Below are 15,484 nucleotides of genomic sequence, written 5' to 3'. Positions count from 1 at the left end.
ACCACTTTTTCCCGGTAAGACAAATGATTTGGAAATTATTCGCCGCTAAATACCTCTCTGAAAACTTCTTCCAGCTTTGACACACCTCTTACATCAATTTCTTTGTACTTCTTACTGAGGGCCGTCGCCTGAGATTGGGTGACATAAATTTTCTTGAACCCCAGTTTTTCCGCTTCGGCAATTCGCGGCTCTACGCGGCTTACTGCCCGGATCTCGCCTGACAGGCCCACTTCGGCGGCAAATACAGAAGTTTGAGGAACAGACAGATCGTGAAGCGAAGAGATGACAGCACAGATGAGGGCCAGGTCAACGGCGGGGTCTTCTATTTTCAGTCCGCCAGTAATATTGATAAACACATCTTTTACCCCCATTTTAAAGCCACAGCGCTTCTCGAGAACGGCCAGCAGCATATTAAGCCGGCGCAGGTCAAAACCCGTAGAGGATCTTTGTGCGGTGCCGTAAGCCATAGGACTTACGAGGGCCTGGGTTTCTACTAGAAGCGGCCGCAGACCTTCCATCGTGGCGGAAACGGTAACGCCGCTAAAATTCTCCAGGCTTCTGGAGAGGAAGATTTCCGAGGGGTTGGAAACTTCCCGAAGGCCGGAGGCCATCATTTCGTAAATACCAATTTCCATTGTGCTGCCAAATCGGTTTTTACTGGTTCTGACGATCCTGTAGCTGTTGTGCCGATCTCCTTCGAACGTAAGGACGGTATCTACCATATGCTCCAGGACTTTAGGGCCTGCTATACCGCCGTCTTTGGTTATGTGTCCGACGAGGAATATCGGTGTATGCGTTTCTTTAGCCAGCCGGATGATTTTTGCCGCACCTTCACGTATCTGTGATACGCTGCCCGGAGAGGACTCCAATTCATCGCTGTACATGGTCTGGATCGAGTCGATGATGATAAGATCAGGCTTTAGAGACTCATAAAATTCAAAAATTCGTTCCAGATGAGTTTCTGCTGCGATTAGTAGATTGGGGTTAGTAAAGGGAACTCTCTCTGCGCGAAGTTTGATCTGTTGTTCGCTCTCTTCACCAGACACATAGAGTACTTTATAAGGAGAAAGTTGGAGAGCAATCTGTAGTAAAAGTGTACTTTTTCCTATGCCAGGTTCACCGCCAAGTAAAATGACAGAGCCATATACTAGTCCTCCGCCGAGGACTCTTCCCAATTCTGCGTCCTTAAGGATAATCCTTTGTGCATTCTCGAAAGTAATTTCGGAAATGGGTTTGGGCGTCGATCTGGTATTGAGGGAGACCGGTCCGATGGGTCTTCGGTCGGCGGGGCTTACCAATTCTTCCACAAGTGTTCCCCATTCATTACATCCTGAACATTGGCCTTGCCATTTAAGGTGGGAAGTGCCGCAGTTTTGACACACAAAAGTAGATTTTGCAGTTTTTGCCATACCCAAATATAAGGGGAATTTTGGGGGGAGTACAAGCGATCATGATTGGTCTGGTAAAAAAAATAAGACAGATAACGCGATGTTTATTTTTTTGTGTCTATGGGATATCTGTTCAGTTTGATGACAAAATGTTTTATTTATTGAACCGATTTGGGCTGGATTAGTAAATTGCCAAAATGCGTCACTCGCTGAATCTGATTAAAGCTGGCGGGTAAGTTAGTTGGAATATTTTTTTGCGATAAAAACAGGATTTGGTAAAATGATTCAACCGTAAAGGGAAGCATAAATCTGGTATTAGGATAAGCAAAATTCCGTTTTGAAAGTAAAAACATAGATCTCCCAAAAATATGCAATCGATTTCTGGCAAAAATTCTAAACGTTTCCTGATCTATTTTATTTGGTTTTTGTAATTTTGTTAACATTCACCGGCCCAAAAAGTGGCGACTCAAGCAGGAAATTTCCCCTATATAGCGTTCTCCTTATTGTTATAAAAATGACAATTTTTTGGCTTATTTTTTGCGAAAAGTAACTGTAATGGCAAATCGAATAGCTAACTTTCTGCAATAACTGCAATAAAAACCTACTATAAAGCAATAATCCCCCCCCATCTTATTTAACACTTTTGAGTGTGATAATAGGTTTTTACTTAACCGGTCAGAAGTCAACGCCCCTGCGACAGAAATTTGGAATAGCGGAAAATCGTCGTATATTTGTCCGGAAGTGGTATTTTTTGATTCTTAAAAGCCACAACCAAGATAATGATCATAAATTTTTTAATAATACTGTTGGACAAATACGAGTCAACACGGATAATAATGCTGCCGGTAAATACCGGGGGGGAGGGATTTTTTCCAAATAATCTTAAATGTGATAAGTTCTCCAGTTTTGGAAAATACAAAATTTCATTTGGTTGGGATTTTGTGGAATTTATAGTGAGGGAAATAAAGGGTTCTATCTGCTTCTTTTGGGTAATATTCCGGGATTCGTATTTTCTGCAACTGAAACTTAATCCCTGTCAAATATGAAGTTTACCAACATTTTCTCGTTTCAATTTTTAATTGAAGCACAGCGACGTAGTGGGGAACTCAGTTACCCCAACTACCTGAGAGATCTGCTTAAAAAAGCAGATATTTCCGATTTTGAAAAACTGGAAGAGTTTTTCAGTACTGAGTTACAAAATACCTCGTTTCAGGATCAGCAATCAGCCAATTATTTTTTCTTTCTGGCTCATCAGGCGTTGTCCTACACCTTGTATCGTTGTGATTCGGAAGGGTTCAAATTTTGTGTGGACCTGATTCGACATCGTATGCAGGCGGTCAAAAATATGCCTTCAATCGAAGCCGATCTTCATTCGTGGAATCAGTTATTAGATTTTTCTTCGGCAGCGTTTTTACGGTTAATCAAAAATCGCCCGCTTGAGGATTTCGAAGAACGTATCGGCAGCCTTGATTGGGGCACTTTTAGTAAACCGTTTATTTCTATTGTCTCTACTCTTATCGGTCTGGTTTATGTAAATGAAACTGAAACAGAGCAAGCTGCCAAGGCCCGGTTGTGGCTGCAAAAGTCAATTAATGAGAATACAACTGATCAGAACCTGGCAAATTACTTTTTACTGGCAGAACATTTTCTCAGCGAAAAAGTAGCAGAAAGTATCGTAAAGGTCGAAGAAATTCTGAAAAAGGTTGAAGAACGTTCACGTGATAACGCAGAACCTTTCATCGCTCAAATGTTTTCCGCCGCATTGATGGAACTCAATGTTTCGTTCCTGCCAATGTCCACATATAGCTTTGACGATCCGTTGACACGATTGGAATACTGCCAGATAAAACTAAGGGAAGCTGAAATCGATCTCCGCAATCGCAAAAACCTTCCTGGCTTTTCCCGCGCTTTTGTCGAAAGCACGATCGCCAAAACATACGGGGAGCTAAATAAAATGACGGAAGATGATGTGGAAAGACAAAGCTTTGGAAAAAAAGCTGTTGAATACGCTACACAATCTGTAAAATCTGCTGATAGCCAAAAAGATCAGATAAGCGCCGCCCAATATCGCCTTACACATGCTGAGCTTTCGATAGCTTCTTTAGCACCTTTTTCCGAAAAAGATATCAAGGAAATTGTCTCTCATCACAAAAAGTCGGACAACTATCCCCTCTACGTTCAGGCGGTTCAGGCTTATCTTCAATTGCTGGAAAGAAACGAACAAACGCAAAAATCCAACGATATTCTGCTTGACCTGCTGAAACATGGTGTCAAACAATTGGAAGCCGGCGGATTTTATTTAATCATTCAGGCATTTAAGCTGGGCAACAAAGTCTTTTTACGTGAAACAGAAGAGCCTGGTGTTTCCTGGATGGTCGCAAGTCTTGACTCATTCTTCCAGCGAATTATGAGTATTGCTGATTTAATTGAGCATAACCGCAATTTTATCAGCAAATCACAAATTGAAGCTTTCCGCAGTGAGTATTATAATTTTGAGCCAGCTTCACATTTTAATATTAAAGTGTACTACTGGTATCAGTGGTATGAAGTCAAGATGCTCCGCCTGGGTGCCATCATCAATGGCGACGCAGTAAGTCTCAGGGTAAGTGAAAAACTTCTCAACGAACTGGAGGACAGTAACAACCCATTGAGCTTTATAAAAGCTGATTGGCAAAACGACGATTTTAAAGATGTACCAAACTCTGTCAGGAATAAAACCCTCAATAAGTGCATCAATATCTCTAAAGGAGATTTGCCTTTAGCTGCCGAACATCTCGATTTCTCTTACCGCAACCTTCGTAGTTATATTACCTTCAAAGAGGTCAACCGCCTTGGATTTTTCCTCGATATTCAGGAAACAACCAACCGCCAGTTGGAACAAGGTATCAGACTTATGTTTTTTGACCTGTATAAAGGTGGTACAATCTTCGAAGTGGTATTTGATATGCCCAAATTCCTTGTAAATTACGCTCAATCAGGCTTCTACTCACAAGACCTGGAACGCGAACTAAAAATCAAGGGTACCACAGCGAAGAAATATATCAAGATCATGATGGAAGTAAAACTGATTCGTCAGGATAAAACTACCGGACGTAAACATTATTACCGTCTGATCAGAGAGAATGTGATGAATCGCCTTGGACAGGATCAAACGACCCTGATTAAGTAGAGATTCATAAAAATGTGTAAATTTGCTTCCGGTTGGATTCGGGATTTCCTGAAACCAACCGGAAGTTTTATTATTATCAGAATGTAATTGTATGGCTGGTCATAGTAAATGGGCGAATATCAAACACCGCAAAGGGGCGAAGGATAAAAAGCGGTCTAAGCTTTTTACGAAACTGCTCAAAGAAGTGGCTGTTGCAACCAAAGAGGGGGGAGGAAGCGATCCTGATGGAAATCCCCGGCTGCGGATGGCAATTAAAAATGCCAAAAAAGCCAGTGTGCCTAAAGAAAATATCGATAAAGCGGTAAAAAAAGGCGCAGGATCAGATGGTACAGTGTATGAATCACTTTCTTATGAAGGGTATGGGAGTCATGGCGTAGCTGTATTTGTGGAGTGTATGACCGACAATCAAAAACGCACTATCGCCAATATCCGGTCTTATTTCAACAAATATCATGGCAGTATCGGGAAAAGCGGATCTGTAGATTATATGTTTGAACGTAAAGGTGTGTTTATCTTTCCTATGGAAGGTCTGGATGAAGAATCTCTGACCCTCCAATTGCTCGAAGCTGGCCTGGAAGATATTGAAACTGATGAGGAAAACTTTATCGCAACCTGTGCTTTTGAAGATTTTGGCATGATGAACAGTAAGCTCGAAGAATTGAATATTGAAGCGGAAAGTTCCCTGGAAAGGTTTCCCACCACAACGGTAAAACTTGACCTTGAAAGGGCCATGAGCGTATTGAAACTGATTGATCTGTTGGAAGATGATGATGATATCCAACAGGTTTTCCACAACCTTGAAATGACTGACGAAATAGAATCTGCCATTGCCTGAGCAATTATTGTCCCTATATGACTGATCCACTGGAAATTCTCCGAAATAAAAACCGTGAAGCACTGCTGGGCGGTGGGCTGAACAGAATAGACGCCCAACATAAAAAAGGTAAACTCACGGCCCGTGAAAGAATTGATCTTTTGCTGGATGAAGGGAGCTTTGAAGAAATCGGAAAGTTTGTTACACATCGATCTACAGAGTTTGGGCTCGAAAATCAGAAAATTCTGGGCGATGGAGTGGTTACGGGTTATGGAAAAATTCACGGTCGCCTGGTCTATGTGTTCAGCCAGGATTTTACGGTAATGGGGGGCTCACTTTCCGAAACCTACGCAGAAAAAATCTGCAAAATCATGGATTTGGCGATGAAAACCGGGGCCCCGGTCATCGGCTTAAATGACTCCGGCGGCGCCCGCATTCAGGAAGGCGTCGTTTCGCTGGCAGGTTATGCAGATATATTCTACCGCAATACCCTGGCTTCCGGGGTAATTCCCCAGATATCGGCAATTATGGGGCCTTGTGCCGGGGGGGCCGTTTATAGTCCTGCGATTACAGACTTTGTACTGATGGTCGAACACACCTCCTACATGTTTGTGACCGGCCCCAACGTTGTCAAGACGGTGACCCACGAGGAAGTCTCTTCCGAAGAGTTGGGCGGCGCCAATACACACGCTTCAAAGAGTGGCGTTACCCACTTTGCCTGCGCACACGAGGTAGCTTGTATCGAAAATATCAAACAACTGCTAAGTTATCTTCCGCAAAACTGCGAGGAAGACCCGGTAAGATACCCGCCTGTATCTGCCGGAGGGAATGCCGATACGCTGAAAACCATTATTCCCGCCAATCCCAACCAGCCCTATGATATGAAGGAAGTCATATCGCTGATTTGCGACAAGGATTCGTTTTTGGAAGTTCATAAAGATTATGCAGAGAATATTGTGGTAGGTTTTGCCCGGCTCGCTGGCCGGAGTATCGGAATCGTCGCCAACCAGCCTGCTGTTCTGGCAGGTGTACTTGATATCAATGCATCCAAAAAAGGGGCACGTTTTGTACGGGTTTGCGACTCATTTAATGTACCCCTGCTGGTATTTGAAGATGTGCCGGGTTTTCTTCCCGGTACTGATCAGGAGTGGAATGCCATTATCACCAACGGAGCAAAATTACTATATGCTTTTTGTGAGGCTACTGTTCCCCGGGTTACTGTCATCACCCGTAAGGCCTATGGCGGCGCCTACGATGTGATGAACTCCAAACATATAGGTGCAGATATGAACTTTGCCTGGCCCACCTCAGAGATCGCCGTAATGGGCCCCAAAGGTGCTGCCGAGATTATTTTTAAAAGAGACATTTCTGAAGCCTCTGACCCGGAGGCAATGCTTCAGGAGAAAGTGGCGGAATACACCGAGAAATTTGCCAACCCCTATCTTGCCGCAGAGCGTGGATATGTGGATGAGGTGATTTTTCCCGAAGAGACCCGGGAGAAGCTGATTCGGGCGTTTGAGATGCTGGAAAATAAGGCGGCCTCTCTGCCACACAAAAAACACGGGAATATCCCTTTGTGAGGGTTTATTGCTCGAAAACCAGATCTACCGGAACCTTTGCGCTGTCAAGGCGAAGAAGATTTGCCTCAAGTGTCGGTTTGATTCTCCCTTCATACCGGATCCATGCAGCAGCATTGCCAAAGTCTCCATTCCCCTGGGTGAAAAGGATTTTTTTCAGGAGCTCTTCCGTAGCCGAAGGTATAAGGTCCTGGTTGACACCATATGTTTGGTTTTCAGCCAAATAGTAAAATGCGCCTGAATCCATAAAGTAGTTGAATATCAGCATACTACCTCTCCCGTGGTCGCTGGTTTTTCCAAATCGCGTGGAGCGTATGACACTCGCCAGAAAGGTAACATAATAATCCATGGGTTGCCCGCTGAGCCGGCCGTCTTTCAGCAGTTCGTTGATGATATACAACCCCGCTATATCTGCTTTTTCCTCCTCCAGTATGGATGCGTACTGTTTCAAAGACTCCTGAAGGGTCGTTTTTTCACCAATTACCCGTTTGATGCCCAACCCGTGTGATATTTCATGAAATAATGAAAGGCGGGAAAATGCCTCTGGTTGAATATAACAGCGCTGGGTGGAATCAATCAGTACCTGGCTGAGCGGCTTTACAATTTTCTCAAATTTTGCGGTGAGTATATTGGTAAAAAGAATTCGCCGAACGCCTTTTCCCGGAAATTTTTTGGTTCCAGATGGAAAATTTAACCCCACACTTTTCGGGCCGGCATTATACAGGCCTTTTGCATACAACAGATCGTAAAACTCGATGACATCTGGTCTTACAGAAACCTGGGGCCGGTAACTTGCCGGGACGGGTAGTTTTTCCTGAAATTCGGGAACCAGCGATGAGAAATAGATGGGGTCAGCTTGTTGTTTGTTTTTAATAAAAATAATTGCCTGATAAGCAGATTTATAGCCGAGAAACTGGTCTTCGTACGTTTCCATAGGGCCGATCAGCATATCAACAGGTTCTTTAAAATTGTCAAGCCAGGCGTATTCGCTGTCGCCGTATTCATCTCGCGAAAAAGCATCTGAACGCAAATACAGATATTCCTGCAATGGACCTCCGGGAAGGCTGTCTGCGGCTTGTATCAATAGCGCCGAAATTCGCTTGTGATATTCTTGAAACGCAATATGATAGGGTACTACCTGGAGATTTCCTTTTTCATCCCGGGTGAGGAGTGTAAAAGGACTGGTTTTATGGGAGTCATTAAGTCGGGCAAACTGAGCAGGTGTGATCTTTTTGGGATAAAAATTTGCACCAGGAGGTTTCGGCTCTATACCGGACAGAAGGGGCGCCTGGTTATTCAGCCGGTCATAAGGTCCGTAATTGATTAATATAAGTTTTTGCAGTGTGGTATCCGAAATCCCTTCAAGCAGATTCTCTATTGGTCCATAGGTCTGAAGTTGGAAGATCGTATCGGTAATATCTGCCGCCTGTTTGAGGAAGGGAATAATACGGACATATTCCGGGGGCAAATCCAAAACCTCATTTTTCAATGAAAAGGTTTCATATGTGACAGTTGGCGTGATTTTTTCAGGAATGCTACCCGTTTCGACTTGTTCATGCGTATCAACCTTGTGGGCCGGTGCATTGCAAGCCAGTACAAAAGCCAGCATCCATAAAAATCTGAAATTTCGCATAACAAATCTTTCAGAGACAGGCGAATATAAAAAAAAAGCTGACCTTTTTACTAAGGTCAGCTTTGTTGTGTTGTCTCTGATATCAGTTTTTAGAAATAATCTTCCGGGTCCATATTTTCACCATCCATAATTACTTCATAGTGAAGATGGGGATTGGTGCTTCTTCCGGTGGTACCGACAAATCCGAGTGTATCACCTTCCTCAACAATCTGGCCGACTCTTACGACGATTCCGGAAAGGTGCGCGTAAAGGGTGCAGTATTCTTCGTCATGGATAAGTTTTACATGTTTACCATACGAACTGCTATCTGCTGAGTTTACAACCCAACCGACTTTTCCTGTGGCAGTAGCCAGTACGGGGGTTCCACTCGGAGCGGGGAAATCAACGCCTTTGTGCATTTTGTCCACACCCAGAATCGGGTGTTTCCGCATCCCGAATACGCTTCCCAGCGGTACTCCTTTGGGGATAGGGCGGCTTGTGGGGACAATATCAATGTCAAAAGGGTCAATGGTTCTCAAATGCGCCTGTTGGATTTTCATCATCCGGCCAGGCTCATGGCCGTCTGCAAGGTTTTGATTCGATTTTGAAGTCGGAAAAACTGCTTTGAGATTTTCAGAAGACATGAAGAATGTGCCGATGGCAACCAACGCAACACTCATCAGGTAGTTTTTCATAATTTATACTTAAATCTCACATAAAAACGAAAAGAACGAATTGTGTGAAAATTCACACTCGCAAAGTAGAAATAATTTTTTTTAAAGGAGCGCCAATGTGTGTAAACCATCCAAATTGATTGACAATTGGCGCTATCGGGTGGTTAAAAGGTTAAAAAAATCTGGGTATTATATTTTTCACAAATCATACTAATTTATGGAAAACTCACTCAAAAATATTGAAAATGAGGATTTTATACCGTGATTTGTTTTCCTTATCATCAGGCATCTGTTTTTTTCTGTTATAGGCTTTCGTATAGCCATGAAATCAGATGCACATTATGTCAAAGAAACCGGGTATTATACGGTGTAAGGATTTTAAAGGTTTTGTGCAAAAAAAATGCCTGAAATACCAGCTGGCATTTCAGGCTATAAAAATCGTCTGATTAAACGTCTTATTTGATAAAATTGATAGTGATCGGGTATTTATATTCTTTGCCTCCACTCACACTGACTGCTGCCATAATGATCGCTACCAGCTGGAAAATCGCCAGTCCTATCAGCAAAAATATTCCTACAACCACCAGGATCAATACCACGGAAATCATCATATACAAAGCAATAGAGAGCTGAAAGTTTAGTGCTTCCCTGGCATGTTTCCCTGCTAAGGGCATTTCCTCTCTTTTCATTAGCCAGATAACCAGGGGCCCAAACACAGAGCCAAAAGGAATCACATAACCCGCAAGGGCGCTGAGGTGGGCAAACAGCATCCATTGTTTTTCGTCGGCACTTGCTGTGGGTTCCTGTGCAGGCTCATACACCTGCTCTTCAACTTCTTCTATTACCTCCTGACCAAATACTTCGTCAGTCATCTGCTCAAAAGGGTCGTGATTAGCATCTTTGCTCATAGCTGTAATGTTATTGAGAAATAATTTTAAAATAAGTTACTGTTTATAATACGCATTTATCTCAAAGAGGATGGCCGCAGGCAGAAGGTTGGAATGCCGGTGAAGTTTTTATTATGTTTCTGCTTTCCCGCCACAGCTATTGTATAGTCAGATCAAATAAAATCTCTACGTCGGAGTCTCCCGGCGTGCAGGTGCCGTCTTTTATTCCACCGGGCTGGTGCCGGAGTTTGATCGAAACCTGACCGGTAGCGGCCGTCCCTGTCTGCCATTGAGTGGAAAGGCCAACTTCGTAGGTTCCGTCAGTATCCGTACGGGCAATGGTAAAGTTGGTCAGGGCAAGGTCGCCGAGAATCTCATAACAGACCAGATGCTGGTCATCTTCTGCCAGTATCTCAGCGGTTATGTCTCCCACCGGGCTGACATTCTCATTCAGAAATTTTGCTTCTACAGTATAACTCGTGAGAGGACTCAGGGTAATGATGTCTGGCGTCGAGCCATCTTTCCATGTAAAGGTTTGCGAACCGTTGAAAACCAATTGTACTGTCGTGATTTCTTCTTCACCCACAGGGGCTTCTGGTTTACAGGATTGAATAAAAAAGATGGACGATAACACGATCATCAGGCTGAAAGATGCACTTTTTTTCATGGTAAATAATTAAAATTTGAGGTTAATTTTTACAGAAATATTCCTGCCCGGAGAGTCAGCATAGTATCGAAAGCTGTCAAGATAGTCCCGGTAGGTTACGTTCATAAGGTTACCCGCTGAAAGGCTTATTCCCAGTTCGTTTGCTGTGAAATGAATTTTTGTACCGGCTTCGAGGCTGGTCAGTGTATATCCTTCCGGTGGCGGTAACAGATCCTGCCCTTCGGGCACCCGGGTTTGCTGCGCAACGGATCTGACTTTCATCGTCAGATAGGTGTCGGTTACTTTTTTCCGGTTTTTCCATTCGTAAGTCAGGCTGTTTTCTACCCAGTTTGCCGGCATATAGATCAATGGAAGTTTATCGCTGGTATTCTCCGCATAGAGATAAGAGCCCTTCGCAGAAATTGTCCAGTGACGGGCAATCAGATAGCTCAATGAGATATCTGCACCTGTCAGCCTGGCTCCGGTCTGGGCATAATCGAAAGAAGGGTATGCGCCCCGGATGGTGGTTTTGATTCCCTCTGGTCTGAGGTAAATAAAATTGGCAAACCACTGGCTATAACCACTGATTTCTGCGCTAAAACCGCTTGCATGCTGGTAGTTCAGGGTGGCAATGGTTTTTATGGCTTTTTCGGGAGAAAGGGTACTGTCTCCATATTGCAAGGCGGCCGCTCCGTGATGGAGTCCGTTGCTAAACAACTCGTTGACATGAGGCGGGCGCCAGGCTGTGCCCACATGAAGTTTTCCTTCCCATCCTGGCGCAATTTTCCAGATCGCGCCGAGTGTGCCTGAGGGGCTTTGGAAGATTCTGAGTGCATAGATGTCAACACCATTTTCTTCTCTGGCACTGTTTACCCAGGAGTAGTCGTATCGAAATCCTGCCTCCAGTTCTAATGGGTCCTTTTTCCACCGTATTACCCCAAAAACTCCGCTGCTCATCGCTACAAAGTTGGGGATAAAGGGCCTGCCCCGCAGATAATTATTCTGATACATACCTGATATTCCTGCCGAACCGGAAACCTGGCGATTAGCCGTAAACTCCCAGACACCATCGAGGGAATGAGTATGAATCGTGAAGTCAAGTTCGGGCAGATTTTTTCCATTCAGATCTGTTCCCCTCGGTCGGTGTTTGTCAAATTCAAACCGGCGGTTGTACTGGAAGGCATAGGTAAGGCTGAGTTTGTTTTTTTCATTCAGCCGGTAATATCCTTTCCATTTGAGCAGATTATGAGAAATTTCCTGATAGGGACGGCCAATTTTGTAGGAAAAAACGGCTGTATCTGCGCCAAGGGGAACCGGACTTTCCAGTGCCCGGGTCAGGTCGCTTTGCCCGCCAAGGTGAGAGGGGGAAAGGATGCCCAGGCTGTTGTGGAACCTGCTGAAGTATATTTCCATTCCCTTTTTTACTGTATTGTATCCCAGCGTAGCGGAGTAATTTTGTTCGGCAACGCCTGTATTCTCCAGAAAATATTCGGGTGTGTGAAGGTTGCCGCCTCTTTTGACCGTGCCTTGAAGCCGCCAGGACCAGTTGGGAAGAAAATCGTGATTGCCTTCGATGATACCTGAAACTACGCCTGTACGGCCATTGGTGAAACCGACAAGGTTGAACTCTCCGCCTACGCCTGTATGATCGCGAAGCGGGGCGGGTTCTACCAAAATCACCCCTGCCATAGCACCTGATCCATACTGTACTGCGCCGGCACCTTTTAAGACCGTCAGTTTGGTGGCAATAAAGGGATCGATCTCAGGTGCATGTTCGGAGCCCCATTGCTGCCCTTCCAGGCGGATTCCATTGTTTAGGATCAGAATACGGTTGCTATGGAGGCCGTGAATAATTGGTTTGGCAATGGTCGCTCCGGTATGAAGCGTATTAACTCCGGTAATGGATGCAAGGGCCTCTGCAAGGGGTTTTCCTTGCGCCTGTGTCATTTGCCGTTCTGTGAGGCGGGAAAGGGACTGAGTGGGTGGGGGAGGGGCTTTATTACCCAATATTTCTACTTCTGCGAGGTCAATGGGCCTTTGCTCCATCCTGATATTTTGGATAGTATTTGTATGAAGCTCAATGCCCAGATCTTTGTGTTGACAGTTGATATGGCTGCATGAGAGGGTATAGGTTCCCTCGCATATGCCGTCGATCACATATCTTCCCAATGAATCGGTAATCGTGCCTTTGTTGAGCTCCGGAACAAAAATGCTCACATAGGCCAGGGGTTCCTGGCTGGTTGCGTCAGAGACCGTGCCGGAAAGCTCGAAGTTGCAATTGGGGGTTTTCTGGGAATAGGAAAAGTTGATAACCGCCAAAAAAACTCCCGAAAGGAGAAAAAACTTACTGTTAATCATAACTGAAACACGTTTGCGAAAGTTTGCAAAAGTGAAAAGGTTTCCCGCGCGCCAACAAGGGCTTCCGGGTAAATATGGGTTCAGTGATTAACTTAAGGGAGGACCTCTTCGGCGAAAGTCAGAAAAGGTAGCGGAGAATATCTTCCGGGGTATTTCTATGTAAAATTCAGGAAAACTGGTTTCCAGTTGAGCCTGGTAGGAAAAATCACTGACCAGGTATAAGGGGAATTCCAGTTCGCAGAGTGGGCAGGTTGATCGCTCTGCCGTTAAGACAGCAGTTTCTGTTGCCTTTATGATTTGATAGCGGGCATGTGCGTGGGAGTATTCGCAGTGGTGAAGCCAGGAAAAAGGAACGGTGAATACCACTGAGATCAGCAGCATCATAATTCCGATGTAGGTCTTTACTTTCCCTGACGTAGATGCAAACATGTTGCAAAAATAATGTATTCTTTGACTTATGCAAAGATTTTTATGTCAGGGATTTCTGTATAAATATTCTCCGAATCGCTATTCAAAAACCTGTTCTGCTTCAAAATACATCAGAATATGTTCCCGAAGCAGATGTACCTGCGAAAACATATCTGTATGAGGAAGTGCTTTTATCAGTTCCCAATGGGGCCATCCGTCCTGGTCAAGATGTGAAAGCTGGTAATAGCCGGAAAGAGAAAGAAGGCGACAAATAGCAATATGCATCAGATCCACTTTTTCTTCTTTGGAAAATGGCCTTGGTCTGCTGCCTAGTTCCCGCACGCCGATGAGGAACAGAATAGACTCCATGGTCATTTTTTTTTCAAAATGACTTTCGAGTTTCTGCTCCAGAAACTTCCATCTCGTGTTAATATCCTGTTCCATGATTAATGGACGTACTTTGTTCCGATCCGGTTCCAACGGATACCGAAGTCACTTTCGTAGGAGAAAAAGACGAATAGGGGTTTTCCTACAATATGATTTTCGGGTACAAATCCCCAATATCGGCTGTCTTCCGAATTGTGGCGGTTATCGCCCATCATAAAGTAGTAATCCATATCGAAGGTATAAGTATCTGCTTCTTTGCCATCGATAAATGCCTTTCCGTTTTCTACCTTGAGCGCATGTTTTTCATATGCCTCTATTACCCGCCAGTAGATCGAGAGGTTTTCGCGAGTAAGGTCAACAGTCATGCCTTTTTTGGGTATGACAATCGGGCCATAATTGTCAATATTGAAGCTAAATAACTGTCCGTTGGTATTATTTTGTGTCGGGTACACATCGCGCTGGAATCTCCCTTCCTTTTGATAAACGGTATCTACTTTGGTTACCTGGGGGAACTGTTTGATCAGCTTCGCGATCGAGTCGGGCATATAGAAGTAAAAGATATTGGTGTGCACCTGCAGCCAGTTGGGGTTGGTCGAGGTGCTGTTTCTGGCTCGGAAGCCATACTTTTGCAGGCGGCTTGAAGTAAAGGACGTACCGTCTGTTTCCACCTGATACTGGTATTGCATATTGGGGGGATTCCATGAGGGTACCCCATTGATATAAATCTGTTGATCTTTTATTTCGAGGGTATCTCCTGCGATGGCAATACAGCGTTTGATATAGTTTTCCTTCATACTAATGGGTTTTACCAGTCCGGCACCATCGTTGAGATCGTCTATATCATGGGCAGGGTAATTGAAGACTACGATATCGTTTCTTTTTACTTTTTGCAGACCAGGAAACCGCCAGTAGGGTAGTTGTACCAGATCAATATAAGAGGGCATCACAAAATCTTTGATTTTGACTTTGTTGTGAATGAAGGGTACTGACAGGGGTACCATTGGCATTCTTGAGCCATAGTGAAATTTGCTCACAAAAAGAAAATCTCCCGCCATCAGCGTCCGCTCCATCGAACTGGTCGGAATCATAAATGCCTCAATAAAAAATGTGCGGATGATCAGTGCAGCTACGCCGGCAAAAAGAAATGCGTCACCCCACTCCCGAAGGCCTGATTTCTTAGGTGCATTTTTATGGGTTTCCGGTGCACCCAGATATTTGACATTGGGGTCAAGGGCGATTTTTGGAAAAAAGTAAAAGGGTAGAATCAGGGACGCAGCATGATGGCTGAGATCGTATTTCCCATATGCTTTGGCAAGCTCAATCACCATCGCTACAAAAACAAGCACGCCAATGATGGGCACAAAAAGCAGTACCATCCACCACCAGGGCTTGCCAATCAGCTCCAGCCAGATATAATAATTGTACACAGGAACCAATGCTTTCCAGCCTTCTTTTCCTGCTTTTTCAAATAACTTATATTGAGCGAACTTAAACGCAACAAATACAATCGTAAATATGGAGATAAAAAATAATCCGGCGCTGTCCATTCCGATTCAAATTTGGA

General features: G+C 44.3%; 12 protein-coding genes. 3 read left to right on the top strand and 9 right to left on the bottom strand.

Annotation, left to right across the window (positions count from 1 at the left end):
• Window positions 1–35 precede the first annotated feature (35 nt).
• The gene (gene radA, locus R3D00_22950; protein MEZ4776053.1) at window positions 36–1,409 is read right to left on the bottom strand and encodes a DNA repair protein RadA; all 1,374 of its coding nucleotides are present in this window, start codon (window positions 1,407–1,409) and stop codon (window positions 36–38) included.
• 1,021 nt (window positions 1,410–2,430) lie between these two features.
• On the opposite strand from radA, the gene R3D00_22945 reads away from it, so the two are divergent.
• The 3 genes from R3D00_22945 (at window position 2,431) to R3D00_22935 (ending at window position 6,951) form a co-directional block, all read left to right on the top strand.
• Window positions 2,431–4,557: a hypothetical protein gene (locus R3D00_22945; protein MEZ4776052.1), complete on the top strand. Its 2,127-nt coding sequence runs from the start codon at window positions 2,431–2,433 to the stop codon at window positions 4,555–4,557.
• 91 nt (window positions 4,558–4,648) lie between these two features.
• Complete coding sequence (locus R3D00_22940; GenBank protein ID MEZ4776051.1) at window positions 4,649–5,392, top strand: YebC/PmpR family DNA-binding transcriptional regulator; 744 nt, start codon at window positions 4,649–4,651, stop codon at window positions 5,390–5,392.
• A gap of 17 nt (window positions 5,393–5,409) precedes the next feature.
• Window positions 5,410–6,951 (top strand): acyl-CoA carboxylase subunit beta, encoded by a 1,542-nt coding sequence (locus R3D00_22935; protein MEZ4776050.1) that lies wholly within the window; start codon window positions 5,410–5,412, stop codon window positions 6,949–6,951.
• Window positions 6,952–6,955: 4 nt separating this feature from the next.
• Here R3D00_22935 and R3D00_22930 read toward each other — a convergent pair whose 3' ends face one another.
• The 8 genes from R3D00_22930 to lepB form a co-directional block, all read right to left on the bottom strand.
• A complete protein-coding gene (locus R3D00_22930; GenBank protein MEZ4776049.1) occupies window positions 6,956–8,581 on the bottom strand; it encodes a Zn-dependent hydrolase in 1,626 nt (541 codons plus the stop codon).
• Between the two features lie 89 nt (window positions 8,582–8,670).
• Window positions 8,671–9,255 carry a M23 family metallopeptidase gene (locus R3D00_22925; GenBank protein MEZ4776048.1) on the bottom strand — a complete coding sequence of 195 codons (585 nt, stop codon included), beginning with the start codon at window positions 9,253–9,255 and terminating at the stop codon, window positions 8,671–8,673.
• A gap of 434 nt (window positions 9,256–9,689) precedes the next feature.
• A complete protein-coding gene (locus R3D00_22920) occupies window positions 9,690–10,142 on the bottom strand; it encodes a DUF4870 domain-containing protein (protein ID MEZ4776047.1) in 453 nt (150 codons plus the stop codon).
• A 136-nt stretch (window positions 10,143–10,278) separates the two neighbouring features.
• On the bottom strand, window positions 10,279–10,788 hold the full coding sequence (locus R3D00_22915) for a hypothetical protein (GenBank protein MEZ4776046.1): 510 nt from the start codon (window positions 10,786–10,788) through the stop codon (window positions 10,279–10,281).
• A 9-nt stretch (window positions 10,789–10,797) separates the two neighbouring features.
• A complete protein-coding gene (locus R3D00_22910; protein MEZ4776045.1) occupies window positions 10,798–13,125 on the bottom strand; it encodes a TonB-dependent receptor in 2,328 nt (775 codons plus the stop codon).
• 87 nt (window positions 13,126–13,212) lie between these two features.
• Window positions 13,213–13,554 (bottom strand): hypothetical protein, encoded by a 342-nt coding sequence (locus R3D00_22905; protein MEZ4776044.1) that lies wholly within the window; start codon window positions 13,552–13,554, stop codon window positions 13,213–13,215.
• 78 nt (window positions 13,555–13,632) lie between these two features.
• On the bottom strand, window positions 13,633–13,977 hold the full coding sequence (locus R3D00_22900; GenBank protein ID MEZ4776043.1) for a hypothetical protein: 345 nt from the start codon (window positions 13,975–13,977) through the stop codon (window positions 13,633–13,635).
• A 2-nt stretch (window positions 13,978–13,979) separates the two neighbouring features.
• Window positions 13,980–15,467, bottom strand: a complete 1,488-nt coding sequence (gene lepB / locus R3D00_22895; GenBank protein ID MEZ4776042.1) for a signal peptidase I — start codon at window positions 15,465–15,467, stop codon at window positions 13,980–13,982.
• Window positions 15,468–15,484: the final 17 nt, after the last annotated feature.

It is taken from the genome of Bacteroidia bacterium, assembly GCA_041391665.1.
Taxonomy (GTDB): Bacteria; Bacteroidota; Bacteroidia; order J057; family J057; genus JAGQVA01.
The sequence above is the reverse complement of the archived record's forward strand: the minus strand, read 5'-3'. Positions and strand labels throughout refer to the sequence as shown.

Bases quoted from the DNA above. Each gene is read 5' to 3' on its own strand.
- radA (MEZ4776053.1), bottom strand. From the start codon at position 1,409: ATGGCAAAAACTGCAAAATCTACTTTTGTGTGTCAAAACTGCGGCACT.
- R3D00_22945 (MEZ4776052.1), top strand. From the start codon at position 2,431: ATGAAGTTTACCAACATTTTCTCGTTTCAATTTTTAATTGAAGCACAG.
- R3D00_22940 (MEZ4776051.1), top strand. From the start codon at position 4,649: ATGGCTGGTCATAGTAAATGGGCGAATATCAAACACCGCAAAGGGGCG.
- R3D00_22935 (MEZ4776050.1), top strand. From the start codon at position 5,410: ATGACTGATCCACTGGAAATTCTCCGAAATAAAAACCGTGAAGCACTG.
- R3D00_22930 (MEZ4776049.1), bottom strand. From the start codon at position 8,581: ATGCGAAATTTCAGATTTTTATGGATGCTGGCTTTTGTACTGGCTTGC.
- R3D00_22925 (MEZ4776048.1), bottom strand. From the start codon at position 9,255: ATGAAAAACTACCTGATGAGTGTTGCGTTGGTTGCCATCGGCACATTC.
- R3D00_22920 (MEZ4776047.1), bottom strand. From the start codon at position 10,142: ATGAGCAAAGATGCTAATCACGACCCTTTTGAGCAGATGACTGACGAA.
- R3D00_22915 (MEZ4776046.1), bottom strand. From the start codon at position 10,788: ATGAAAAAAAGTGCATCTTTCAGCCTGATGATCGTGTTATCGTCCATC.
- R3D00_22910 (MEZ4776045.1), bottom strand. From the start codon at position 13,125: ATGATTAACAGTAAGTTTTTTCTCCTTTCGGGAGTTTTTTTGGCGGTT.
- R3D00_22905 (MEZ4776044.1), bottom strand. From the start codon at position 13,554: ATGTTTGCATCTACGTCAGGGAAAGTAAAGACCTACATCGGAATTATG.
- R3D00_22900 (MEZ4776043.1), bottom strand. From the start codon at position 13,977: ATGGAACAGGATATTAACACGAGATGGAAGTTTCTGGAGCAGAAACTC.
- lepB (MEZ4776042.1), bottom strand. From the start codon at position 15,467: ATGGACAGCGCCGGATTATTTTTTATCTCCATATTTACGATTGTATTT.